Source organism: Pararhodobacter zhoushanensis (assembly GCF_025949695.1).
Taxonomy (GTDB): Bacteria; Pseudomonadota; Alphaproteobacteria; order Rhodobacterales; family Rhodobacteraceae; genus Pararhodobacter; species Pararhodobacter zhoushanensis_A.
Genome location: NZ_JAPDFL010000001.1, coordinates 4,289,009 through 4,314,016 on the forward strand (window position 1 = coordinate 4,289,009; position 25,008 = coordinate 4,314,016).

Annotated in this window: 17 protein-coding genes and 4 pseudogenes; 13 read left to right on the forward strand and 8 right to left on the reverse strand. The window is 66.5% G+C overall.

Annotation, left to right across the window (positions count from 1 at the left end; genetic code table 11):
• The first annotated feature begins 150 nt into the window (after positions 1 to 150).
• The 11 genes and pseudogenes from OKW52_RS21425 to OKW52_RS21475 all read left to right on the forward strand — a co-directional run bounded on the left by OKW52_RS21425 (position 151) and on the right by OKW52_RS21475 (position 12,750).
• Positions 151 to 493, forward strand: a pseudogene (locus OKW52_RS21425) (5-carboxymethyl-2-hydroxymuconate Delta-isomerase).
• A pseudogene (hpaE, locus tag OKW52_RS21430) lies at positions 490 to 1,996 on the forward strand (5-carboxymethyl-2-hydroxymuconate semialdehyde dehydrogenase). The pseudogenes OKW52_RS21425 and hpaE overlap by 4 nt, the downstream one beginning before the upstream one ends.
• Before the next feature lie 42 nt (positions 1,997 to 2,038).
• The gene (gene hpaD, locus OKW52_RS21435) at positions 2,039 to 3,019 is read left to right on the forward strand and encodes a 3,4-dihydroxyphenylacetate 2,3-dioxygenase (RefSeq protein ID WP_264507512.1); all 981 of its coding nucleotides are present in this window, start codon (positions 2,039 to 2,041) and stop codon (positions 3,017 to 3,019) included.
• A 99-nt stretch (positions 3,020 to 3,118) separates the two neighbouring features.
• Positions 3,119 to 3,982, forward strand: coding sequence for a fumarylacetoacetate hydrolase family protein (locus tag OKW52_RS21440; RefSeq protein ID WP_264507513.1), 864 nt, complete (start codon positions 3,119 to 3,121; stop codon positions 3,980 to 3,982).
• The gene (hpaH, locus tag OKW52_RS21445) at positions 3,979 to 4,785 is read left to right on the forward strand and encodes a 2-oxo-hept-4-ene-1,7-dioate hydratase (protein WP_264507514.1); all 807 of its coding nucleotides are present in this window, start codon (positions 3,979 to 3,981) and stop codon (positions 4,783 to 4,785) included. The genes OKW52_RS21440 and hpaH overlap by 4 nt, the downstream gene beginning before the upstream one ends.
• A gap of 71 nt (positions 4,786 to 4,856) precedes the next feature.
• Positions 4,857 to 5,135, forward strand: a complete 279-nt coding sequence (locus OKW52_RS21450; RefSeq protein ID WP_264507515.1) for an RNA polymerase sigma factor — start codon at positions 4,857 to 4,859, stop codon at positions 5,133 to 5,135.
• Positions 5,060 to 5,410 carry an RNA polymerase sigma factor gene (locus OKW52_RS21455; protein WP_264507516.1) on the forward strand — a complete coding sequence of 117 codons (351 nt, stop codon included), beginning with the start codon at positions 5,060 to 5,062 and terminating at the stop codon, positions 5,408 to 5,410. Before OKW52_RS21450 ends, OKW52_RS21455 begins: the two co-directional genes overlap by 76 nt.
• Entirely contained in the window at positions 5,407 to 5,997 is a 591-nt protein-coding gene (locus OKW52_RS21460) for a S8 family serine peptidase (protein WP_264507517.1), read from the forward strand. The genes OKW52_RS21455 and OKW52_RS21460 overlap by 4 nt, the downstream gene beginning before the upstream one ends.
• Positions 5,984 to 7,246 carry a S8 family serine peptidase gene (locus OKW52_RS21465; protein ID WP_264507518.1) on the forward strand — a complete coding sequence of 421 codons (1,263 nt, stop codon included), beginning with the start codon at positions 5,984 to 5,986 and terminating at the stop codon, positions 7,244 to 7,246. The genes OKW52_RS21460 and OKW52_RS21465 overlap by 14 nt, the downstream gene beginning before the upstream one ends.
• An 850-nt stretch (positions 7,247 to 8,096) precedes the next feature.
• Positions 8,097 to 9,384, forward strand: a pseudogene (locus OKW52_RS21470) (O-acetylhomoserine aminocarboxypropyltransferase/cysteine synthase family protein).
• A 138-nt stretch (positions 9,385 to 9,522) separates the two neighbouring features.
• On the forward strand, positions 9,523 to 12,750 hold the full coding sequence (locus OKW52_RS21475; RefSeq protein ID WP_264507519.1) for a hypothetical protein: 3,228 nt from the start codon (positions 9,523 to 9,525) through the stop codon (positions 12,748 to 12,750).
• 143 nt (positions 12,751 to 12,893) lie between these two features.
• Here the strand turns inward: OKW52_RS21475 and OKW52_RS21480 are convergent.
• The 7 genes and pseudogenes from OKW52_RS21480 to OKW52_RS21510 form a co-directional block, all read right to left on the reverse strand.
• Positions 12,894 to 14,128 (reverse strand): annotated as a pseudogene (locus OKW52_RS21480) (Tm-1-like ATP-binding domain-containing protein).
• Positions 14,118 to 15,062 carry a phosphotransferase enzyme family protein gene (locus OKW52_RS21485; protein WP_264507520.1) on the reverse strand — a complete coding sequence of 315 codons (945 nt, stop codon included), beginning with the start codon at positions 15,060 to 15,062 and terminating at the stop codon, positions 14,118 to 14,120. The pseudogene OKW52_RS21480 and the gene OKW52_RS21485 overlap by 11 nt, the downstream one beginning before the upstream one ends.
• On the reverse strand, positions 15,059 to 16,345 hold the full coding sequence (locus OKW52_RS21490) for an aminotransferase class III-fold pyridoxal phosphate-dependent enzyme (protein ID WP_264507521.1): 1,287 nt from the start codon (positions 16,343 to 16,345) through the stop codon (positions 15,059 to 15,061). Before OKW52_RS21490 ends, OKW52_RS21485 begins: the two co-directional genes overlap by 4 nt.
• Positions 16,342 to 17,826, reverse strand: coding sequence for an aldehyde dehydrogenase (locus OKW52_RS21495; protein WP_264507522.1), 1,485 nt, complete (start codon positions 17,824 to 17,826; stop codon positions 16,342 to 16,344). Before OKW52_RS21495 ends, OKW52_RS21490 begins: the two co-directional genes overlap by 4 nt.
• Entirely contained in the window at positions 17,807 to 19,303 is a 1,497-nt protein-coding gene (locus OKW52_RS21500) for a tripartite tricarboxylate transporter permease (RefSeq protein ID WP_264507523.1), read from the reverse strand. Before OKW52_RS21500 ends, OKW52_RS21495 begins: the two co-directional genes overlap by 20 nt.
• Positions 19,304 to 19,315: 12 nt before the next feature.
• Complete coding sequence (locus OKW52_RS21505; protein ID WP_264507524.1) at positions 19,316 to 19,864, reverse strand: tripartite tricarboxylate transporter TctB family protein; 549 nt, start codon at positions 19,862 to 19,864, stop codon at positions 19,316 to 19,318.
• Positions 19,865 to 19,916: 52 nt separating this feature from the next.
• On the reverse strand, positions 19,917 to 20,867 hold the full coding sequence (locus OKW52_RS21510) for a tripartite tricarboxylate transporter substrate-binding protein (protein WP_264507525.1): 951 nt from the start codon (positions 20,865 to 20,867) through the stop codon (positions 19,917 to 19,919).
• A gap of 130 nt (positions 20,868 to 20,997) precedes the next feature.
• Here OKW52_RS21510 and OKW52_RS21515 point away from each other — a divergent pair, with 130 nt between their 5' ends.
• Both OKW52_RS21515 and OKW52_RS21520 read left to right on the forward strand, forming a co-directional pair.
• Complete coding sequence (locus OKW52_RS21515; RefSeq protein WP_264507526.1) at positions 20,998 to 21,768, forward strand: IclR family transcriptional regulator; 771 nt, start codon at positions 20,998 to 21,000, stop codon at positions 21,766 to 21,768.
• Positions 21,769 to 21,777: 9 nt separating this feature from the next.
• Positions 21,778 to 23,133, forward strand: a complete 1,356-nt coding sequence (locus OKW52_RS21520; protein ID WP_264507527.1) for an aminotransferase class III-fold pyridoxal phosphate-dependent enzyme — start codon at positions 21,778 to 21,780, stop codon at positions 23,131 to 23,133.
• Positions 23,134 to 23,345: 212 nt separating this feature from the next.
• Here the strand turns inward: OKW52_RS21520 and OKW52_RS21525 are convergent, their stop codons facing one another.
• Entirely contained in the window at positions 23,346 to 25,007 is a 1,662-nt protein-coding gene (locus OKW52_RS21525) for a sulfatase-like hydrolase/transferase (protein ID WP_264507528.1), read from the reverse strand.
• Position 25,008 lies beyond the last annotated feature (1 nt).

Sequence of the window (25,008 nt, forward strand, 5' to 3'; positions counted from 1 at the left end):
GCTCTGGCGGATCGCGCTGCACAAATCAAGCATTTTGCAACGGGCTTGACAGAGGCGGCACAATCACTTAACAAAGCAATTAATAACGGAGGAGGAACCGTGCCCCATATCTCGATCGACTATTCGCGCAATCTGGAGGCGCGGCTGGATATGCCCGGCTTCCTGCGCGCGTTGCGGGATGCGGCGGTTGCAACCGGCGTCTTCCCCCGCCGGTATCCGGGTGCGCGCCTTCGCCGCCGATCACGTCCTGATCGCCGATGGTCAGACCGACCATGCCTTCATCGACATCGGCATCCGCCTGCGGGGCGGTCGCAGCGCTGAGGACAAGGCCCGCGCAACGCAGGCGATCTTTGCCGCCGCCGAGGCGTTCTGCGCCGGGGATCTTGCCCATAATTCGCTGATGCTCTCGCTGGAAATGCGCGACATCGACCCCGCGCTCAGCCCCAAGACCAGCTCCATCCGCCGCTTCCTGCCCGGAGACATGCAAGCATGACCGATCTCGCCACCCGCCTCGCCCAGCTCGACAACCACCTTGCCCAGTTCCGCGACACCGGGATCGTCAATCTGATCAACGGACAGGATATGCCCGGCTCGGGGGGCAGCTTTGACACCCATTCGCCGGTGGACAACTCGCTGATCTGTTCCGTTTCGCGCTCGACCGCCGCGGATGTGGACACGGCCGCCAAGGCCGCCAAAGCCGCCTTCCCCGCCTGGGCCGCGATGCCGGGCAAGGAGCGCAAGGCGCTGTTGCACCGGATCGCGGACGCAATCGTCGCCCGCGCCGACGAGATTGCGCTGTGCGAATGCTGGGACACCGGTCAGGCGTGGCGCTTCATGTCCAAGGCCGCCCTGCGCGCCGCCGAGAATTTCCGCTACTTCGCCGATCTCGCCCCCGGCGCCCGTGACGGCCAGACGCTGCAGGCCCCCGGTCAGCTGAACATCACCGCGCGCAATCCCATCGGGCCGGTGGGCGTCATCACGCCCTGGAACACGCCGTTCATGCTGTCGACCTGGAAGATCGCGCCGGCGCTGGCCTCGGGTTGCACGGTGGTGCACAAGCCCGCCGAGTTCAGCCCGCTGACCGCGCGGCTGCTGGCCGAGATCTGCCGCGATGCCGGGTTGCCGGACGGGGTGCTCAATCTGGTCAACGGCTTTGGCGAGGACGCGGGCAAGGCGCTGACCGAGCATCCCGACATCAAGGCGATTGCCTTTGTCGGCGAATCCAAAACCGGTTCGATGATCATGAAACAGGGTGCCGACACCCTCAAGCGCGTGCACTTCGAGCTGGGCGGCAAGAACCCGGTGATCGTGTTCGAGGACGCCGATCTGGAACGCGCGCTGGATGCGGTGATCTTCATGATCTACTCGCTGAACGGTGAGCGCTGCACCTCGTCCTCGCGGCTGCTGGTGCAAGAGTCGATTGCCGAGGAGTTCCACGAAAAGCTGGCCGCGCGCGTCAAGCGCATCAAGGTCGGGCATCCGCTGGACCCGGCAACCGAGGTCGGGCCACTGATCCACAAGACCCATTTTGACAAGGTCATGTCCTATGTCGGCATCGGCAAGGATGAGGGCGCGGTCTGCCGCGCCGGGGGAGCGGCTGGGCGAGGAAGGCTGGTTCGTCACGCCGACCCTGTTCACCGGTGCCACGCCCGAGATGCGCATCGCGCAGGAAGAGGTGTTCGGCCCCTTCCTGACCTCGATCACCTTCAAGGATGAGGCGGAGGCCCTGAGCATCGCCAATGGTGTGGCCTATGGGCTGACCGGCTATCTGTGGACCAATGATCTGACCCGCGCGCTGCGCTTTTCGGACGCGCTCGAGGCCGGGATGATCTGGGTCAACAGCGAGAATGTGCGCCACCTGCCGTCGCCTTTTGGCGGGGTCAAGGCCAGCGGCGTGGGCCGCGATGGCGGCGACTGGTCGTTCGATTTCTACATGGAAACCAAGAACACCGCCTTTGCGCTGGGCCAGCACAAGATCCAGCGGCTGGGGGCGTAAGCCCTTGCCTCCCCCCTAGTTTTTCGCCCGAGAGGAACCGCGATGCCCCTACCCCAGCCAAACCTGTACCCGCCGTTCAACATCGTCCGGCTCAGCCATGTTGAATACCGGGTCACCGATCTTGCCGCCTCGCGCGCCTTTTACGTCGATACGCTGGGCCTGCAGGTCACGGATGAGGATGACACGATCATCTATCTGCGGGCGATGGAGGAGCGCGGGCATCATTGCATCGCATTGCTCAAGGCCGACGAGGCGTCGGTCGGCGGGCTGGGCTTCAAGGTGTTCGACGAGGATGAGCTGGACAAGGCGGCGGCGTGGTTTGCCGGTCAGGACCTGCCGGTCGCGTGGGTCGAGCGGCCCTTCATGGGCCGGGCCTTTCGCACGCGCGATCCTTTCGGCATTCCGCTGGAATTCTATTGCCGCATGGACCGGCTGCCGCCGATTCATCAGAAATACAAGCTTTACAACGGCGTTAAGCCGCTGCGCATCGACCATTTCAACATGTTCGCGTCGGATGTGGATGCCTCGGTCGCGTTCTACAATGCGATCGGCTTCCGGGTGACGGAATACACCGAGGACAGCGAGAGCGGGAAAGTCTGGGCCGCGTGGATGCACCGCAAGGGCGGCGTGCATGACGTGGCCTTTACCAACGGCACCGGCCCGCGCCTGCATCACACGGCCTTCTGGGTGCCGACGCCGCTGAACATCATCGACCTGCTCGATCTGATGTCGACCACTGGCTACCTGGCCAATATCGAGCGCGGGCCGGGGCGGCACGGGATCTCGAACGCGTTTTTCCTCTATGTCCGCGACCCTGACGGGCACCGGATCGAGATCTATTGCTCGGATTACCAGACGGTCGATCCCGATCTGGAGCCGATCAGATGGGATCTGAAAGACCCGCAGCGCCAGACGCTGTGGGGCGCGCCCGCGCCGCGCTCGTGGTTCGAGGAAGGGTCGGTTTTCGAGGGGGCTGCGCTGGTTGCGTCCGAGTTGAAAGCGCAGCCGATCATTGCCCCGTGACGGGGGAAGGCGGGGGGCTGCTCGCCCCCCGCGCCCCCTCGCCAGAGGGGGAGCACGCTCCCCCTCTGGACACCCCCCGTGGATATTTGAGGACAGATGATGACAAGAACGCGTTTTGCGACGATCCGGGCTGAGGGCCAGCAGCTGTATGGGGTGGTGGTCGAGGGCGGCGTTGTCGCGCTGTCGGGCGAGTTTACGCAATGGCGCACGCTGCGCGATGTGATCGCGGCGGGCGGGTTGGGCGCGTTGGCCGCCGCGGCCGAGGGGCGTGCGGCGACGCATGCGAACGGCTCGTTCGACTGGGAGATCCCGGTGCCGGACGCCGAGAAGATCCTGTGTGTCGGCGTGAATTTCCCCGACCGCAATGCCGAGTACAAGGACGGCAGTGCGCAGCCCCAATACATGTCGCTGTTCCCGCGCTTTGCGCGCAGTTTTACCGGGCACGGGCGGCCCCTGGTGCGCCCGCCGGAGAACCACACGCTGGATTACGAGGGTGAGGTCGTGGTGGTGATCGGCAAGGGCGGGCGGCGGATTGCCGCGTCGGATGCCTATGACCACATCGCGGGCCTGAGCCTGTGTAATGAGGGCACGATCCGCGATTGGGTGCGGCACGCGAAATTCAACGTGACGCAGGGCAAGAACTGGGATGCCTCGGGGGCGATCGGACCGTGGATGGTGGCGTTTGACGACGCCGCGCAGCTGGACGAGGCGCGGATAGTCACCCGGGTGAATGGCGAGGTCAGGCAGGATGATGTTCTGGCGCGGATGATGTTCGGGGTCCGCGAGGAGATCGCCTATATCAGCACCTTCACCACGCTGATGCCCGGCGACATGATCGTCACCGGCACGCCGACCGGCGCAGGCGCGCGGTTCGATCCGCCGAAGTATCTGGTGCCCGGCGATGTGGTCGAGGTCGAGGTCGAGGGGATCGGCACGCTGCGCAATGGGGTGGTGGACGAATGACGCCGGACCAGCACAAAGCCGCCGCTGCGGCGTTGTTCGACGCCGAGCGCAGCGGATCTCAGATCGGCCTGCTCTCGCGCGCGCATCCGGGCATGGGGCTGGATGATGCCTATGCCGTGCAGGCCGCGCTGGTGAAGCACAAACGCGCCGCCGGGCGCCGGGTCATCGGCTGGAAAATCGGCCTGACCAGCCGCGCCATGCAGGACGCGCTGAAGATCGACACGCCGGATTCGGGCGTGCTGTTCGATGACATGCTCTTTGCCGACGGGGCCGAGGTGCCCAAGGGCCGCTTCATCCAGCCAAGGATCGAGGCCGAGATCGCGTTCATCCTGCATGCGCCGCTGGCCGGGGCCGATGTGACGCGCGAGCAGGTGCTGGCGGCGACCGGCTCTGTCGCCCCGGCGCTGGAAATTCTGGACACCCGCATCCTGCGCGCCGACCCCGAGACCGGGGCGCTGCGCAAGGTGACGGACACCATCGCCGACAATGCCGCGAATGCGGGCATCGTGCTGGGTGCCCAGCGCCACGACCCGCGCGCCACCGATCTGCGCTGGGCCGGGGCGATCCTGAAACGCGACGGCGTGGTCGAGGAAACCGGCCTTGGTGCCGGGGTGCTCGACGACCCGGCAACAGGGGTCGTCTGGCTGGTGCGGCGACTCGCGCAGTATGGGCAAGGCTTGTCGGCGGGTGAGGTGGTGCTGTCGGGTTCGTTCGTTCGCCCGGTCGAGGCACCGCCGGGCAGCCGGTTCGATGCCGATTTTGGCAGCTTTGGTCGGGTTTCCCTCAGCTTTGCCCCCGGCTGACGGGTGCGGGTGCTTCCCTCAGCGATATCCATGGTGTAGCGTCCGGCGCATTGAACAAGGCGCGTTTGGACATGACCGAGAACCATCATTTCCTGGTTCAGCAAGTCGGCAAGGGGGACAAGGAAGCCCTTGCTGCGCTGTATCGCGCCTATGAGCGGCCGGTTTACAAGTTTATCGTCTCGCGATTGAACGATCCGCACGAAGCATCCGACATACTCCACGAAGTCTTCATGGACATCTGGCGGGTTGCCGCCAGCTTCGAGGGAGAAGCCAAGTGCGAACCTGGATATTCGGAATTGCGTACCGCAAGGTCATCGACGTGCACCGCAAGCGGGCGCGCGTCACCGTGACCGACGAAGTGCCCGAAACCGGCGACGTGGCCGAGGCCGCCGACGCCGGCTATGCCGCGCAGCAAGAGGCCGAGCATCTGCGCGTCTGCATGGGCACGCTAAAAGACGAACACCGCAGCGCCATTTCGCTGGCGTTCTACGAGGACATGACCTGCGCCGAGATCGCCGAGATCGCGGGCGTGCCCGAAGGCACCATCAAGTCACGCCTGCACCACGCCAAGAAACTGCTGCTGCATTGCCTGTCGGGCCGCATCAAAGGGAGGGCCGTGGCATGACCCGTTCCCCCGATGAGATCGCCCTGGACCTGCCGTTCCTGATCAACGGCACGCTGTCTGCGGCTGACAAGGCCGAGATCGAGGCGCTGATGGCCGAGGACGCGCTCCTTGCGGCCGAGCATGACGCGCTGGCCGCCATCCGCAGCGAAATGCAGGCCGAGGAAACCCGCAGCCCCGGCGCGTTCGGCCTGGCCCGGCTGATGCGTGATGTGGGCCGCGAGGGCGCGGCAACGGTCCCGGCCCGCGCCCCCTCGCGCAGCTGGATGTGGCAGGCGGTGGCGGCAGTGGCGGTTGTCGGCCTGCTGGCGCAGACCTTCTATCAGCGCGATACCGGCGAGAGCGAGGCGCGCTATGCCCTGGCCAGTGCGGCGATGCCCGGCACGCTGGTGGTCAGCTTTGCCCCCGACGCAACCGAAGAAACGATCCGCACGCTGCTTGTCGGGCAGGATCTGGAAATCGTCGCCGGTCCTTCGGCGCTGGGCCTTTACCGGCTGGATGTCGTCGAAGGCGGTGACCTGGCGGCAGCGGCTGCCGCTCTGCGCGGCGCCCCTCAGATTGTGGAGAGTGTGGAGAATGTCGAACCCTGACAGCGCCCGACGGGGCCGACCTTCACTGACCGCGCTCGTCTCGGTGGTGCTGATGCTGATGGCGAACGCCTCGGCAGTGCGCGCACAAACCTCCGAGTATCCGCCGACCGGGTATGAGGTCCAGGAACACTTCCTTGGCGGCGAACCCGTCGGCGGCCATAGCAGCCGCCCGATCCGCGTGCAGCGCACCGAGGGCGCGCGCTATGAATGGATCGTCATCGGCCCGCAATCCGAAGCGGCGGCCGTGCTGCGCGCGATCGAAGAGAGCGGCGGCCGGGTGATCCGCACCAGTGAGCTGGACGCTTTGGGCCAGACGCAGCACATTGCGATCTTCCCCAGCCAGGACGCCTATGACCGCACGGTCGCCGCCTTGCGCGCGCTGGCACCGCAATCCTCGATGGCGCTGCACCATATCTTTGGCTTTGCGCAGTCCACCGGCAACCCGCGGATCTATGCGCCGACACTGATCGGCGACGCCGCGCCGGGGCGATGCCGGGTCTCGGGCTCGGTCACCATCGGGATGATCGACGGCCCGCTGAACCCCGATCACCCCGCCCTCGCCGGGGCGTCGGTGCGGTATGAAACGCTGGTCGACAGCCACAACATCCCGCAGGCAGACCATGCCACGGCGGTGGCAGTGCTGATGGTCGGACAAGATCCCTCGGGCCTTCTGGCCGGCTTTGCGCAGGGCGCGCGGCTTGATGCGGTGGCGGTTTTTGCCAGCCGCGAGGGCGTCGAAGAAGCCAGCGTCGAGCGCATCGCCACCGCCATCGACCATCTGGTCGGGCGCGGGGTGCACCTGATCAATCTGTCGCTGGCCGGCCCGCAGAATGAAGCGCTGGGTCGCGCCATCACCGCCGCGGCGGCGCAGGGCGCGATCCTGATCGCCGCCTCGGGCAACGAGCGCCGCCCTGTCGTCGCCTGGCCCGCCGCCGCGCCTGAAGTCATCGCCGTCACCGCCATCGATGCGGCGCGGCGGCGCTTTCGCATGGCAAACACCGGGGCCGAGCTGGAATTTGCCGCCCCCGGCGTGGACGTCTACGCAGCCCGCACCCGCGGTGCAGGCTATGTCAGCGGAACTTCCTTTGCCGCGCCGATCGTGACGGCCTTGGCTGCCCGACACATGGCGCAGGGTGCCGGGTCGGCAGACGCCGTGCGCGCGGCACTGCGTGGGTCGGTCGAAACGCTGGGCCCGGGCACGCGCAACACCGATTTCGGCTACGGACTGGTGCGCTCGGGCGGCTGCTGATCGCTACGGTGGCCGGACGAACAGGGGCCGTTGCCCCCAGGTAGCCTGACGACCTCCCCCAAGGATCTATGCAGAGCAATGAGGGGCATTAACCCTTCGTTAGTCGCATTTTCTGTCCTTAAATATCCTCCAGGAGGGTTCGGGAGGATGGAAAATCCTCCCGAGCGGGTGCGGGTGGCAACCCGCGCGGGGCGCGTCCCCCTCGATGGGGGACGTGCCCCGCCCCCGCCCCCTCGTGCGCCGTTTTCTTTGAACCCTCCGCCCCTTTCGCGCGACACATACGCACGATGCGACCGCACCCCCCGGTGCAGTCCCTGGTGTGTCCGGCTCGGTTCTCCCTCGTTCCCAGCCAGCCTTGGGTCTCGCAGCGTGTTTTGTCCCAAACCTTGCCCCGGAGCCCGCTCCGGGGCCTTTTTTCATGCCCGGCTTTCGCCAGCGCCCGGAAAAATCCCCCTCGTGTGATTTTTCTTTGAACCGGCCGCCTGCCGCACACGACCTACGGGCATCTGATCGGCATTGAGCGACCAGAGCCTGTGCCTGTTTCCATCAATACCCGGGCGTGTTTATCCGGCTTTCAGTACCAAATCCTGTTCCAGACCTTTGCACGATCCGACGCCTCGAAGCCCTGCTTCGGGGCGTCATTTTTCTCTGCGAAAGAACGCCTGCGCCGGGCCGGACCTTGGCGCGGGCTCATCGTTCCCCGCCCGACTGTTGCACTGCGACAAAGTTCCGCCCGTCCTGGCCGCCCGCGAACGCCCGTTCGCAGCGCGCGCAGCCCCGCTCTGCCGCTGCCCGTTGCCTGAACCGCGCCAATGCACTAGCGTCGCGGCAACTTCAGAGGGAGGCATTCATGACCCAGAGCTTTGGCTTCGACACCCTGCAAATCCACGCTGGCGCCCGGCCCGATCCGGCCACCGGCGCGCGGCAGGTGCCGATCTACCAGACCACCGCCTATGTGTTCCGCGATGCGGATCACGCCGCGGCGCTGTTCAACCTGCAAGAGGTCGGCTACATCTATTCGCGCCTGACTAACCCGACCGTCGCCGCTCTGGGCGAGCGTCTGGCGGCGCTGGAAGGCGGCGCGGGGGCTGTGTGCACCTCGTCTGGCCATGCCGCGCAGCTGATGGCGCTCTATCCGCTGATGGGACCGGGCAAGAACATCGTGTCCTCGACCCGCCTCTACGGGGGCACGATCACCCAGTTCACCCAGGTGTTCAAACGCTTCGGCTGGTCGACCACTTTCGTCGACACCGACGATCTGGCCGCCGTTGAAGCCGCCATCGACGACAACACCCGCGCCATTTTCTGCGAGACCATCGCCAACCCCGGCGGCTATGTCACCGACATCCCGGCGCTGGCGGCGATTGCCGACAAGCACGGCATCCCGCTGGTCGTCGACAACACCACCGCCACGCCCTATCTGTGCAACCCCATCGCCATGGGCGCGACGCTGGTCGTGCATTCGACCACCAAATACCTGACCGGCAACGGTACGGTTACCGGTGGCGCGATCATCGATTCGGGCAAATTCGACTGGTCGCAGAACGACAAGTTCCCCTCGCTCAGCGCGCCCGAGCCCGCCTATCACGGCCTCAAGTTCCATGAGACCTTCGGCTCGCTGGCCTATACGTTCTTCTCCATCGCCATCGGCCTGCGTGATCTGGGCATGACGATGAACCCGCAGGCCGCGCATTACACGCTGATGGGTGTGGAAACGCTGAGCCTGCGCATGGAAAAGCACGTCGCCAACGCCGGCAAGGTCGCCGCGTGGCTGGAAAAACACCCGGCGGTCGAGGCTGTGACCTATCCGGGCCTCGACTCATCGCCCTACAAGGCGCGGGCCGAGCGGCTGTTGCCCAAGGGCGCCGGGGCGCTGTTCACCATCGCGCTCAAGGGCGGCTATGACGCCTGCGTCAAGCTGGTCGATCTCGCTGGAACTGTTCAGCCATGTCGCCAACCTTGGCGATGCGCGCAGTCTGGTCATCCATTCCGCCAGCACCACGCACCGCCAGCTGACGCCCGAGCAGCAGGTCGCCGCTGGGGCCGCGCCGAATGTGGTCCGCCTGTCGATCGGCATCGAGAACCCCGAGGATATCATTGCCGATCTCGAACAGGCGCTGGCCAAAGCCTCTGCCTGATCACAAGCTGGTACAAAATGTGGCCCGGCAGCATCACTGCCGGGCTTTTTGTATTCATCGGCGGAATCCTGCTATAGGAAAAGTTGAGCACGAGTCGGTGACTCGGCTCATCCCTAAAGGCTGTGATAAACGCGCCGTATGAAACCGAATTTTGCCCTGAAGCTGTCGAACGACAGCGCCGAGCTGTTGCATCGTGTCCCCGGTGGTTGGTCGCCGGTTGGCTCGGTTTCCTTTGACAGCGATGACATCGCCGCCGGCTGCGCGGCCCTGGTCGCCGCGGCCGAAAAGATCGAGCCCGGAAACGTCCGCACCAAGCTGGTGATCCCGGATTCCGAGGTCCGCTACGAGGCCGTCTCGGCCCCCGGCCCGACGGACGAGGCGCGGCGCTATCAGATCGAAGCCGAAATCGAACGGCTGACGCCCTACAAGGTCGACGAACTGGCCTATGACTGGTCGGTCGAGGATGACACCGCCCTTGTGGTCATCTGCGCCCGCGAGACCCTGATCGAAGCCGAGACCTTTGCCGAAGGTTACGGCTTCAACCCCGTTGCCTTTGTCGCGCTGCCCGAGGGCGGGCAGTTTCTGGGCGAGCCGTTCTTTGGCGAGACTATGGTTGCCCCGACGCTTCTGCCCGCAGGCGCGCATGTGCAGCCCGACGCCGAGTCGATCCGGCTGCTGAAGCCTGCGCGCAAGCCCGAAGCACCGGTTGCCGCCGCCAGCGCACCGGTCGAGGCCGCGACGGTCGCGCCAAAAGCGCCCGCCCCTGTGCCAGCCGCGCCCGTGGCAGGCACCCAGCGCCTCGCCCCGGCCACGGCCTCGGCCACACCTGCGACCGCGACGCCGCCGGGCTCCGTCGCCAAGGCCGAGGCGCCTAAAGCCGAGGCACCAAAGCCCGCGCCTGCCAGCGTTGATGCGCCTGCTTCGCCGTCGGCCTCGGCAGGGAAGCCTGCCGCCCCCCGCACCAAATCCGATCTGAGCGCTGGTGTCGGCGAGGCCAAATCCAAGGTCGGCAACCTCGTGCGCCGCATGGGCACCCGCCTGCGCCGCGAACAGGCCAAGGCAGAGCCCCCGGCAAATCCCTTCGGCAGCACCGCGCCCGCCAAGGACGCCGCCGCTGCCCCGCGCCCTGCTCCGCCCCCGGCACCGACGCTCACGCCGGCGGCGACCGTGCCTCCGGTTGCCGCGCCGAAAGCCGCTCTTCCCACGGCGCCGCGCCCGGTGCCCGACAGTGCCGATGCCGCGCCCGTCGCCTTTGCCAGCCGCCGTGCCGCGCCCGTTGTCACCACCAACACCCCCACGCCGCCGCCTGCCACGCCGCCGGGCGGCCGTCTGGCCGTGCTTGCAAGCAACACCGCAACCCCCGGCACCACACAACGCTTGCTGGGCAACGCACGCACGGGCCTTCAGCAGGCCCTGTCCCGGATCGGCACCAGCCGCAAAGCCGGCACTGCCCCGGGCAAGCCCGAGGCACCGGCAAGCCGCACCGCCGCCGCTGCCCTGCCCGAACCGATCGTTCCCGCCTCGCGCCCGCCCGCAAACGAACGCGACAAGGTGCGCGAAGCCGAAGCCATGACGATCTTCGGCGCGCGTGGCATGCAGCCCTCCGGCGCTGGCCTCGCCCGGCGCGGGCTGATGGCCGCCGGCGGCCTGTTGCTGTTGCTGGTCGCGGTGGCCGTCTGGGCGCTGTATTTCAACGGTTCTGACACGACGTCGCAACTGGCCGGCGATCCGGCTGCCGTCACCACCGAACCGCTGCCCGGCATCGAAGCCCCGACGCAGGTTGCCACCGCCGACACCGGCGTGACCGCCCCGGCAGCCCTGCCCGACACCGCCGCCGCGGTCGAGTCCGAGACCGCGGTCGACAACGCCCTGCCCGACACCTCAGGGATGCCCGAGACGCCGACATCGACCGACCCGGCTGCCCTGCTGGAGTCGCTGGTTGCCGAGGCACTGGACGAAACTCTGCCGACGGAAACGCTGGGTCAAGCGGTTGAGAACGCTTCGGAACCCGCAGCGATTGCCGCCACCGACAGCCCGGCGCCCGCCGATGCCACCAATGCCACCAATGCCACCAATGCCCAAGGGTCGCCGCAGATCGCCGCCGAGCAAAGCTCGGACACGCCGCAGGTCGCCACCACGGCAACGCCGGTGCAACGCCTGTCGCTGCCGCGCGGGATCACCGTCCCGCCTGCCGCCGAGGTCGCCTTTGCCTCGCCGCCCCCGCCACCGCCTTTTGGTACGCAATTCAACTTTGACGAGCGCGGCCTTGTCGAAGCCACACCCGAGGGCGCCCTGACCCCGTCAGGCGTGACCGTGTTCGCCGGCCGCCCTGAGGTGGTCCCTGCGTCGCGCAGCACCGTCATCGCGCCCGAACCGGCAGCGGAAGCGGCAGCCGAACCGGCGGTTGCTCCCCAGCCTGCCACAGAACCCGTCGCCGCAGCGATCGAAAGCGCCATTGCCGATGCCGTTGGCGCGGCGATCGAAGAGATCACGCCGACCCCGGCAGAGCCCACTGCAGGCGCGCCCGCCACCGATGCGCCCCCGGCCGAAGCCCCCAGCGCCGAGGTCGTCTATGACGACACGCCCCGCGCCGACCCGGCACTGGCCGACGCCCGCCCCCGTCCGCGCAGCGAGCGCGTCCGCGCCCTGGGCGAAGAACAGCAGGCACCACCAGAGGCCCCTGCGGCTGACGACCAGACCCTGCTCGCCCCACCCGCACGGCCCGAGGCGGCAACCGACACCGCTGCCCTTACCCCCGCCGCCGCCGCGACGATCGAAACCGCGCAGGTCACGGACGCTGAAACCGCCACCCGCACCGAAACCGCCAGCGACGTTACCGCGCTGGATGCTGCGTCGCCCGGCGGCGTGACGCTGGCTGCCCTGCGCCCGCAGCGCCGCCCCACCGATCTGGTGCCCGAAGCCGCGCCCGAACCGCAGGTCGACCTTGCGGGTGCCACCGCTGAAGCCGTCGCACAATCGCCCGTGCCCGGCGCGCGCCCCGATGACATCACCGAGCGCGCCCGCGCCCTGCTCGCCGCCGCTGCCGCTGCGCCGCGCGCCCCTGAGGTCGTCGAAACAGGCGCCGGTGAAACCGCCAGTTCGGCCCGTGATCCGGTCATCCCCAGCTCGGCTTCGGTCGCCCGACAGGCTACCGAAACTGATGCCATCCGCCTCAACCGCGTCAATCTGATCGGTGTGTTCGGCACGCCGCAAAGCCGCCGCGCGCTGGTGCGCATGTCCAACGGCCGCGTCGTCCGCGTCGCCGTCGGCGACCGCCTCGACGGCGGTCAGGTCGCCGCCATTGGCGAGGCCGAACTGCGCTACGTCAAGAACGGCCGCAACGAAATCCTGCGCATCGGCGGCTGATCGCAGCGCCGGGCACCGCCTCCTCATCTGTCCGAAAATATCCTCGGGGGTGAATTCGGCGGCAGCCGAAGAGGGGGCCGAGGCCCCCCTGAACGCACTCAAAGCACCGCGCGCGGGCCTGCCCGCGCGCTCCGCCTGATCCCTCAGAGCGTCAGATCACCGGCACCGAGCCATCCGTCCACGACGCGCAGCGCCGCCTCCGAAAACGCCGGATCGTTGATATGCGCATCGAGTTCGATCAACGTCACATTGGCCGGGCAGTTGGCGCGCACGGCGGCCACAAAAGCCGCCAGTGCCTCGGGGTCGGACAGCGGTCCCCCCGCGCGGTCCCATTCGTTACCGCCCTGTGTTGGCAGCAAAAACACCACCGGCCCCGTCGCATCGGCCAGCTTTTCGCACAGCGCCCGCGCCATGGCCACCCGCTCTTCCCCCGTCATCACCACCGAGGTAATCAGCCGGTTATGCGCATGGACCGGCCGGTCCTGCAGCGCCGTTGGGATCTCGTGCCAGCCGACCAGATCCACCAGATCATAGCAGCCAATGGACACGATCTGCGGCACACCTGCCCTGCCCGCCGCCGTCAGCCGGTCCGGTCCCGCGCTGATCGCCGAGCCGTGCAGATGGTTGCCCACCTCCTGCGGTGCGAAATCCAGCACCGCCGCGAAAGCTCCTTCTGCCGCCAGCGCCTCGAACGCCCGCCCGCCCATGCCGGTGGCGTGGAACACCGCCACCTCGAAGCCGCGCGCTTCCAGCGCCGGTTTCAGCGTCACCATATAGCGCAGCACCGTCTTGCCGAAGGATGTCATGCCGATCAGCGGGCGGTCGCGTGTCGGCTTCTCCACCGCCCGCGCCGCGCCCAGCACCGCCCCTGCCGCTTGTGACAGCGAGGCCTTGCAGACCGAGTTCAGCCCGTAAAGCCCCCCGCCCACAGGATCATCTGCACATCCGCTGCCAGCCGGTGCGGCGGGATCATCGGCGAGAAGCTGACGGTTGAAACGATGTATTTCGGCACACCCAGCGGCAGCGCCGCGCACAGGTCCAGTGCCAGATCGGTGCCCATCGAGCCGCCCAGCACCACAACCCCGTCGAACACGCCCCCGGCGCAGAGCCGCGCCGCCAGCGCCGCCGCGCCGCGCGCCATGATCTGCATGGCAAGGTTCTCATCCTCGCCCGCGATCGCCTCGGCGATCGACGAGCCGCCCGCCTCGGCCACCTGATGCTTCGTGTAATCGACAGGCCCCGCAGGGTCGCCCAGCACCGAGACATCCATCGTCACGACGCCCCCGCCCTGCGCCCGGATCACACCGGCGATATAGCCCAGTTCATCCTGTTTCGTGTCGTAGGTGCCAACGACGAGAATGGTACGATCAGCCATCATGTCCTCTCACATATGCTTGTGCCAGCGGCAGCGCCGTCGCCACCGCGCGGGCCGAGCGTTCCGCCCCGCCCGGCTCGGACAGGCGCGGAATGATCCAGCCCAGATAGGTAAGGGCGCGCAGCAGCAGCATCAGGTCCAGCACGCGCGCATCCACACGGCGGCGCGCGGCGTAGCCGTCGATCAGCGCGGTGCGCAGGGCGGGATAGTCGGGCCGGTCAAGTTGCCGCATCAACACCGTCGCCAGCTCGAAATCGCGAAAGCCCCAGCCGCCGTCATCAAAGTCGATCAGCACCAGCCGGTCGCCATCAACCATGATGTTCTCGGTGATCGCATCGGCATGGATCAGCCCGTAATCGAGGCCCCCTTCCAGCGCGGCAAGCGCCGCCAGGGCCTTGGCCTGCGCTGCCAGCACGGTGTCGCGCTGCCTGGAGGTCAGGTCAGGGTTTTCCCAGAAAGGCCCCCACAGCGGGGTCTTGCCCAGCAGGCCCGCCCGGTCCCATTTGGGCCGCGAGAACCCCGGTGGCGGCGTCCACGCGTCCGACAGATCATGCAACCGGGCCAGCAGCGCGCCCAGCTGGCGCATCAACCCGGGCCGGTCGGTGATGCCCGGCATCCCGCCCTTTTCGCCCAGCATCCGCCCCGGCATCCAGCCAAGCACATCGACCGAGGTATCGCCGATCTGCTCGACCAGCCGCCCGGCCAGCGAGGGGATCGGCCGCGGCACGGTCAGCCCGCCTTTGGCCAGCATCTCCATCCATTGCAACTCAGACAGCAACTCGGCATCGGTGCGATAGCCTGGCCGGTGCAGACGCAGCGCATAGGAACCGCCCTCGCCTTCGGCGCGCCACACAGAGTTCTCGCGCGCAGCGACCAGCGACACGCGCGCCGGGTCGAACCCCCACAGGGGCGCGGCGGATTTGACGACCTTGCTCATGCCAGCGGCGTCTCGGCCAGAACCGCGTCCAGCGTCTCGATCAGCTGATCGGCATTGGCGCGGCTGAAGGGCATGGGCGGGCGGATCTTGAGCACGTTGTAATGGATGCCCAGAAAATTGAGCAGCACGCCCTTTTGCCGCATCCCGTTGGACAGCTTTTTCACGAACGCGGTCGCCGGTTCCTTGGTCTCGCGGTCCAGCACCATCTCGGCGCCAAAGAACAGACCCGCGCCGCGCACATCGCCGATGCACTCATACCGCGTCGCCAGTTCGCGCAGGCCCTCAACGGCATAGGCCCCGACATCGCGGGCATTCTGTTGCAGGTTCTCGTCCTTGACCACCTGCAGCGTCGCCATCGCGGCGGCGCAACTGACGGGATTGCCGCCGAAGGTGTTGAAGTAGCGAAAACGCGAGCGGAAAGCCTGCATCGTGTCGCGCGGGGCGACCACGGCGGCGACCGGGTGGCCGTTGGCCATCGGCTTGCCCATCGTCACGATGTCCGGCCTCAACCCGATTTTCTGGTGGCCCCAGAAATGGGTTCCCACGCGGCCAAAGCCCGGCTGTACTTCGTCCGCAATGATCACGCCGCCCGCCTTGCGCACGACCTCTTGCACCGGGTCCAGCCAGCCGGGGGGCAGGTCTGGGAAGCCCTCGTTGGCGAAATAGGGGCACAGGATCAGGGTCGAGAACCCGCAGCCGCGCGCCTCCAGAACCGCGATTTGCTCGGCCACCGCGTCGGCAAAGGCCTGCGCATGAGCCATGCCCGCCACACCGCCCAGCGGGCGGTAGCTGTCGGGCGCGGGCACAAAGGCGACGCTGTCCCAATAGCCGCCCGGCGGCGGGTTGGTCTGGCTGAGCTGGTGCACGGCAGTCGTATTGCCGTGATAGGTGTGATCCGTCGCGATCACCCCGGTCTTGCCGGTCAACGCCTGCGCCATGCGCAGGGCGACATCGTTGGCCTCGGACCCGGTGCAGCACAAGAGCGCCGTGTCGAAGGGATCATCAAAGGTCGCGGTCAGCGCCTCGACATAGTCCAGAATCCCCTCATGCAGATAGCGGGTGTGGGTGTTCAGCGTACCCGCCTGCTGGCAGATCGCCTCGACCACGCGCGGGTGGCAATGGCCGACATGCGGGACGTTGTTGTAGCAATCGAGGTATTCGCGCCCGTCGGCATCCCACAGTTTGACGCCCTGCCCGCGCACCAGATGCACGGGCTCTTCATAGAAAACAGACATGTTGGGCCCGAGCAGTCGCGCGCGCCGTTGCATCAGGGTCTCGGTCACAGTTGAATCCATGCGGTCTTGAGGTTCACGTATTTATCCAGCGCATGCAGCGATTTGTCATGCCCGTTGCCGGATTGGCGATGGCCGCCCAGCGGTACGGTGTTATCCGCACCGCCATAGGTGTTCACATGCACCAGCCCCGCGTTGATCGCGCCGACCATGCGGTGCGCGCGGCTCAGATTGCTGGTCCAGACCGCCGACGAAAGGCCATACTCGGTGCCATTGGCCATGCGCACCGCGTCTTCTTCGGTATCGAAGGGCGTCACCGCCAGCACCGGGCCGAACACCTCTTCGCGCGAAAGGGTCATGTCGGGGGTGACGTGGTCAAAGACGGTGGGCGCGAAATAGCTGCCGCCGGTCTCGGACAGGATACGCGCGCCGCCCGCCAGCAGAGCGCCGCCCTCTTCGTGTGCCTTGTCGACAAAGCCCTGCACGCGCGCCAGCTGCATCTCGCTGGAGATCGCCCCGGCCTGCGTGGTCAGGTCCAGCGGGTTGCCGACTTTCATCTTGCGGGCTTCCTCGGCCACCATCGCCGCGAATTCCTCATGCACCGAGCGTTCCACCAGAAGGCGCGAGCCCGCGACGCAAACCTGACCCGAGTTGCGGAAGATCCCCGCCGCGCTGACCTTGGCCGCCTGCCGCAGATCGGGCGCGTCGGCGAAGACCACGTTGGGGGATTTGCCGCCCAGTTCCAGATAGACCCGCTTGAGGTTCGAGCGCGCGCTGTATTCCAAGAGCCTGCGGCCCACACCGCCCGAGCCGGTGAAAACCAGCACATCGACATCCGCGTGCAGGCCCAGCGCCTCGCCGGACACCGCGCCCATGCCGGTCACGACGTTGAGCACACCATCGGGCAAGCCGCATTCAGCGCAGATCTCGGCCAGCCGCAGCAGGGTGAGCGAGGCAATTTCGGACGGTTTCAGAACCACCGAATTGCCCGCGGCCAGCGCCGGGGCGATCTTCCACGCGCCGATCATCAGCGGGAAGTTCCACGGCACGATGGCGCCGACCACGCCGACCGGCTCGCGATGAACCAGCCCCAATACGTTCGGCGCGGTGGGGGCGATCTCGCCCACCACCTTGTCCAAGGCCTCAGCGTAATAGCGGAAAGTGCCCGCCGCGCTGCCCGGTTCGGCCTTGATTGCCATGGAAATCTCGGTGCCATTGTCGCGCACGCCCAGAACGGCCAGCGCCAGCGCCTCGCGCTCGATGGCGTCGGCGATGCGGTGCAGGACTTTCTTGCGCTCGGCGGGCGCGGCACGGGACCACACACCACTGTCGAACGCCGCGCGGGCCGAGGCCACGGCCAGATCCACATCCACCGCCGAGGCATCGGCGATCAGCGTCAGCACCCGCCCGTCGATGGGCGAGGTGACGGGCAGCGTCGCGCTGCCGGTCGCCAGAACGGTTTTGCCGCCAATGAACAGGCCCTGCGGCCCCACCGGGGCCGCGGCCAGCGCGTCAATGCTGGACTGATCCATCTTTCTTTCCTTTCCAGTCACGCCACATCCCCCAGAGGTGCAGCGCCAAAACCACGCAGATCAGACAGAAGATGACCATCGCCACCGGCCGGTCGATCCACGAATACAACGAACGAATGCGCGGCAGCGAGGTGCGGAACTTGGCCTCCATGATCCCGCCCAGCACCATGCCCAGAATGATCGGCACAATCGGCAGGTTCAGCCGCTTGAGCACCACGCCCAGCAGGCCGAAAACCGCCGCCAGCATGCAGTCAATCACCGAGTTGCGCAGCGAATAGATGCCGACAAAGCTGAGCGCCAGAATGATCATGCCCAGATAGCGGTTGGGGATCACCAGCACCTTGAGCAGCGGCTTGGTTGCCACCAGCAGAAACAGCAGCGCCAGCAGGTTCAGCAGGCCAAGGCAGATATACAGCGCCATGACGAAATCCATGTGGTCGCGGAACAGGCCGGGACCGGGGATCACGTTATGCACATAGAACACCGAGAGCATCATCGCGGTCAGTGCCTCGCCGGGAATGCCCAGCGCCAGCAGCGGCACCATGGCGGCGGGCGGGACCGAGTTGTTGGCGCTTTCGGACGCGATCAGCCCCTCGGGCGAGCCCTTGCCGAACAGCTCGGGCCGTTTGGAGGTGCTGCGTGCATAGGTGTAGGACAGGAATTGCGAGGTGAACTCGCCGACCCCCGGAATGATCCCCATGATCGTGCCCGACAGTGACCCCGCCGCAGCGACGCGCTTGTGCTTGAACACTTCCATCACGCCGCGTCCGACATGGCCCGAGATGCTGGGCGCAGGCCCGGTGTCGTCCTTGCCGGTGAGCAGGATGAACGCCTGCGACACGGCGAACAGGCCCAGCACGACAACGATCAGGTTGACGCCCTGGGTCAGAAAGGACAGCTCGAACGTGAAACGCTGGGTGTAATTGTTCGCCTCCATCCCGACCGTGTTCAGGAACAGTCCGAACATCAGCAGCGCCCCCGCCGCCAGCGACTGACCGCGATGCGCCACCACCACCAGAATGCAGCCCAGCAGCGCGGCCAGAAAGATCTCACGCGAGCCGAACATCGGTGCGACACGGGCCAGCAAGGGCGACAGCAACACCAACGCGACAACGGCGAACATCCCGCCAAAGAACGACGCACCAAAGCTCAGCCCCAGCGCCCGCGGTGCCTGACCTGCCTGCGTCATCGGGTAGCCGTCATAAGTGGTCAGCGCGTTCACCGCAGTGCCGGGCGTGTTGATCAGGATCGACGGGATCGAACCGCCGAACATAGACGAGCCATAGATGCCGAGCAGCAGAGTCAGGCCGACGATCGGCTCCATGCCAAAGGTCGCGGGCAACAGGATGGCGATGGCCACGGCGGGACCGACACCGGGGATGGCCCCGATGATCACCCCGCCGACAGACCCCGCGATCAGCGCCGCGATCACCTGCCAGCTTGAGACGATGACCAGCGCGTCAAGGAATGCGTCCACGGTTGGACCCCTTCAGAAATACAGGACAAGGAAGTTGCGCAAATCATGGGGCAGCAGGTCATAGACCGCGCCTCCGGGCATGCGCACGTCGAGGAAGGTCTTGAAGACCAGCACGATGCCGACCCCGACCAGCGGCGACAGCGCCAGCAGCCTGCCGCGATACCCCAGCCGGAAGGCCAGCGCCGTGGTGAAGATCATGCTGGCGGGAAGGTAGCCGATCCATGGCGTCGCCATCACATAAGCCAGAAACCAGACGACATATTCAAACGCCTTGGCCCAGAGCATCAGCTCCGCCGTAACGCTGCTGCCCCGGTTGCGCGCGTTGCGGCGCAGGCAGGCGATCAGCTCGCCCAGCCCGAACAGCAGCATGCCGAGGATGGCGATCAGCGGCCAGAGGCCGGGCTGCCGGACCAGCGGTTGCCCGTCGATCCATGTGGTTTGCGAGGACCAGAACAGCGCCAGAATACCGGCAGCCAGAAAAGAGGCCACGGCAAAGACGATCTCGGCCCGCTGGTGGGGCGGATGGATCAGGTCGGACAGGTCGGTAGGATCGTCGCGCATGCGCCCTCACACGGAATGGAAAACCCCGGCGCGGGTGCGCCGGGGCTTGACGTTACTGGCCGGTCGTCGCGGCGATCCGCTCCATCGTGGCGATGTCGCTGGCAATCTGTGCGGCGGCTTCCTCGGTCCCCTGCCAGTAGATTTGCGCACCGGTTTCGGTGGCAAAGGTCTGCGCACGCTCGCTTGCGATAGTCGCCTGCGCAACCTCGGCGATGCGGGCGATCGTCTCGGGCGGCGTGCCGTTGGGCACAAAGAGGCCGTTCCACAGCGAGATGCCCAGATCCGGCACCAGCTCGCCCACCGTCGGCGCGTCAGGGGCCTGCCCCAGCCGCTCGCCGGTGACGGCGGCAAGGATGGTCACATCGTCAAGACAGGGCATGATCAGCTGGATCGTGGTGTTGATCACATCCACATCGCCCGAGGCCAGCGTGTTGCAATCGAGCGCGTCATAGGCCGCGTCCGAGCCCCAGGAAAAGCCCATCTCCTGCGCCAGCGCGAAGCTGACCTGCGTGGGCGTCAGGCTGGCCCCGAAGTGGCCCAGCAGAACCTCGTTATCCTGCGCATAGCTCGCCAGTTCCGGCATCGTCTGGAACGGCGCGCTGCGCGCGGTGGCCAGCACAAAGGGATAGGTCAGGAAGATACCGACCGGGGTGAAGGGATCGGGCGCCAGCTCGGCAATGCCAAGGGTCGGGCCAACCACCGGCACACCGATGACGAACGACCCGATCATCGAGCCATCCGCCGGGGCAGTCGCCACTTCAACCGCGCCGGGGAACGGACCGCCGCCGCCGCCGGGACGGTTCAGCACCGCGGCGGGCTGGCCATAGGCCGCCTGAAAGTCCTCGGCGATCATGCGGGTCAGCACGTCTTCCAGATCACCCGGCGGCCACGGCACGACGAAGGTTACGGGGCCTTCAGGATACTCTGCCAGCGCCGCTCCGGCCTGCACAGCCAGCGCCGCCGCGAGGGCGAGAGAGACATGGATCTTCATGGCGATCTTCATGGGCGTCCTCCTTGTCGGTTCATTATTTACACCGTTGTTTCAAAAATTAGGTTGCGCGACGGGGCGGATTCGGTCAAGACTTTTCTTGCGTCTGCAATGAGTGTTTTTCATCCGGGATCCGTTCACCCCCATGCGAACCGTAGAAAAAGCCTTGAAACTACTGGATTTCTTCACCGACAAAGTGGTGGAGATTGGCCTGTCAGACCTCGCCCGCCTCTCGGGAATCGATAAGGCGACCGTCTTGCGGATGCTTAACGACATGGCGGAAAGCGGACTGGTTGAGCAAAATCCCGAGTCAAAGCGCTGGCGTTTGGGGGCTGGCGTCCTGCGTCTGGCGCGCCTGCGCGAGGCCACGCAACCCGTCAACCGCGTGCTGATGCCAATCCTTGAACGACTGGCTGAGCAGACCGGCGAGACCGCGCATGTGTCGCTTGTGTCAGGCCGCGATCTGGCCAATATCGGCGTGGTCGAGAGCAACCGCGCCAACCGCGTTCACATCGAACCGGGTCTGACCCTGCCCTTGCATGCGACGGCCTCGGGCCTGGCGTTTACCGCATTTACCCGCCCTGAGCGGCGCGAGCGGGTGCTGGCGCGCAAGCTGACACCGATCACCGGCACCACCCCGATCACCCGCGAAGCGCTGGCCGGTCTGGTCACACTCGCCCAACAGCGCGGCTATTCCTGCGCTGACCAGACGTATGAGGCCGAGGTTCATGGCCTCGCCGTGCCGCTCTTCGGCCCCGACGGCTTTTCCTGCGGCGCGCTGGCCGTGGCGATCCCGACGTCCCGCGTCACCGACGCCTATCAGCGCGGCATACTGGCTGCCCTCGCCCCTGCCGCGCGCGAAGCGACGCTGGGTCTGGGCGGCCGTATTCCCCCTCATCACATCGTTGCCCTCTAGGAGAACCCCATGCCCAAAGACGAGAATTTCCTCAAAGCCAACAATGCCCGCCACCTGTGGCACCCGATGGCCCACCCGGCAGACAGCCAGAAAAACCCGCCGACCATTATCACCGGCGGCAAAGGCGTGCGGATCACGGATGTGGACGGGCACGAGGTTGTGGATGGCGTCGGCGGGCTGTGGAACGTCAACCTTGGGTACTCGTGCGAGCCGATCAAGGCGGCGATCAGCGCGCAGCTGGACAGGCTGCCGTATTACTCGATTTTTCGGGGAACCTCGAACGACTGCGTGATCGAACTGTCCGAAGACCTGAAGGACTTCTTTGCCCCCGACGGGCTGACACGGGCCTTCTATACCTCGGGCGGATCGGACTCGGTGGAAACCGCGCTGCGCCTGTCGCGCCAGTACCACAAGATCCGCGGCGAAGCCGGGCGCACCAAATTCCTGTCGCTGAAAAAGGGCTATCACGGCACGCATTTCGGCGGCGCCTCGGTCAATGGCAATGCCAACTTCCGGACGGCCTACGAGCCGTTGCTGGCGGGCTGCCACCATATCCCGGCACCCTATACCTACCGCAACCCGTTCAACGAGAGCGACCCGGCCAAACTGGCCCAGCTCTGCCTGCAGGCGCTTGAAGACGAGATCGCCTTTCAGGGGGCGGGCACGATTGCCGCCTTCATCATGGAGCCTGTGCTGGGCGCAGGCGGCGTGATCCCGCCGCATGCCAGCTTCATGCCCGGCGTGGCCGAGATCTGCCGCAAGAACGGCATCCTGCTGATCGCGGACGAGGTGATCACGGCCTTCGGGCGCACGGGTGCCTGGAGCGGCAGCCGACTCTGGGGCGTGCAGCCGGACTTCATGTGCACCGCCAAGGCGATCACCAACGGCTATTTCCCCTTCGGCGCGGTGATGATCGCCGAACATGTCGCCGAAACATTCGAGAAAGACGAAACCGGCCGCGCGGCGATCGGCCATGGCTATACGTATTCGGGCCACCCGGTGGGGGCCGCTGCTGCCATCGCCTGCCTTGCAGAAACCAAACGCCTGAACGTCGCCGAGAACGCGGCGGCGCGTGGGGCCGAACTGTTCACCGGCGCGCAGGCGCTGATGGACAGGTATGACGTGATCGGCGACGTGCGTGGCGGCCATGGGCTGATGATCGCGATCGAACTGGTTTCGGATCGCGCGACCAAAGCCGCCCCGGACAAGCCCGTGCCGGCCAAGGTGCAGGCAACGGCCTATGAGGCGGGGGCGATGGTCCGGGTCTCAGGGCCGAACATCATCCTGTCGCCGGGGCTGGTGCTGACCTCGGACGACGTGCAGGTGATCCTGAGCGCCCTCGACGCAGGGTTGCGCGCGGTCTGAGCGGCGAAAGGGGGGGCGTTGCCCCCCTCGGCCTGACGGCCTCACCCCCCAGGATATTTAAGGACAGATGATAAGGTTTCGTTAACCCTGTTGCATTTTCTGTCTGAAAGTATCCACGGGGGATTTTCAAGGGGGCGCGTGCGTCCCCCTTGAACGGGGTGCGGGGCTGGCCCCGCCCGGCGCGAGGGGGCTCGATGCCCCCGAGCGCCGGTCTACCGGAAGTCACCCTTTGCGGCACCGGTGATCGGCACCAGCAGTTCAGGCGTCAGGTCGTTTTCATCATAGACCCCCAGATACACCCCCTTGCTGCGCGCCTTGCCGCGGCGGGCGATGATCTGGTCGCTGGAGATCGTCGTGCGTTGCGACACGCGGCGCGACCAGGCTGACAGGCGCTCCATCAGCCGCGCGCGGGTCTCGGCGCAGGCCGGATCGTCGCCCCGGTCGTCCAGCTCTTTGGGATCATTCAGCGTATCGAACAGCATCGGCCGGAAGCCGCCTTCGGCGTGCATCATCTTCCAGCGACCGTCGAAGATCATGAACAGCACGGCATCCTTGGGTGCGACGCCCAGTTTCCCGGCCATGACGCTGCACGAATAATCGTATTCGCTGATCGCCACGTCGCGCCACTCGGCCGGCGTGTCGCCGCGCAGGAAAGGCATCAGGGATCTGCCCTCGACCACATGCTCGGGAACCTCGCCGCCTGCCGCCTCGATAAAGGTCGCCGTCAGGTCGATGGATTCTACCAGCGCGTCGCAGGTCGTGCCGCGCGTGCTTCCCGCCGACTGACGCGGGTCATAGATGATCAGCGGCACGCGGACCGAGCAGTCGTGGAACAGGTCCTTCTCCCCCATCCAGTGATCGCCCATGTAATCGCCGTGATCCGCGGTGAGGACGATCATCGTGTCCTCCATCCGGCCGGTTGACTCGAGGTGATCCAGCAACCGTCCGAACTGGTCGTCGCATTGCGCGATCAGGCCCATATACGCGGGCACCACTTCGGACCGGACCTCATCGCGCGAGAAGGCCTTGCCGATCAGGTTATTCATGAACGCGCCGTAAACGGGCTGCGGATCCTCGCGTTCGGCCTCAGTCCGGTTGGCGGGCACCACATCCTGCGGGCCGTACATCGAGGCATAGGGCTCGGGCGCGATATAGGGCCAGTGCGGCTTGATATAGCTCAGATGCGCCAGCCACGGCCGTTCTGCCGCCTGCGGCGAGGCAAGGAAGTCGAGGCAGCGGTCGGTCAGCCAGGGCGTCTCGGAGTGTTCTTCCTTGACGTTCGCCCCCTTGCGCGCGTTCTTCATCAGCCAGCCGGACGCGACCGATCCGTCCTCATCCACGCCCGCGTTGGCGTTGTCATGCCACGGGTTTTCGCCCGGATAGCCCAGCGACTTGAGGTATTCGTTGTAGGGTGACGGGGTGGCATAATAGAACCCGTCCGGGCCTTCGGGGTTGAGGCCGTCTTCGCGCACCCACAGATCAAAGCCGCATTCCGCAACCCGCGCGCCGATCACGCTGTCACGGGTCAGTCCCAGACGCGCCATCCCCTCGGTATCGGGGGTCATATGGGTCTTGCCCAGAAGCCAGCTGTCCATTCCCAGCTTGCGCAGATGGTCGCCCATCGTGGCCTCGCCCACTTTGAGCGGATAGCCGTTCCATGCCGCCCCATGCGAGCCGACATAGCGTCCGGTGTAATAGGACATGCGGCTGGCACCGCAGACGGGGGATTGCACATAGGCCTGCGTGAAGCGCACGCCCTTGGCCGCCAGCCGGTCGAAATTGGGTGTGCGCATCGTCGGATGGCCCGCGCAGGACATATAGTCATGGCGCAGCTGATCATACATAACGAACAGGATGTTGCGGATTTCTGGCATG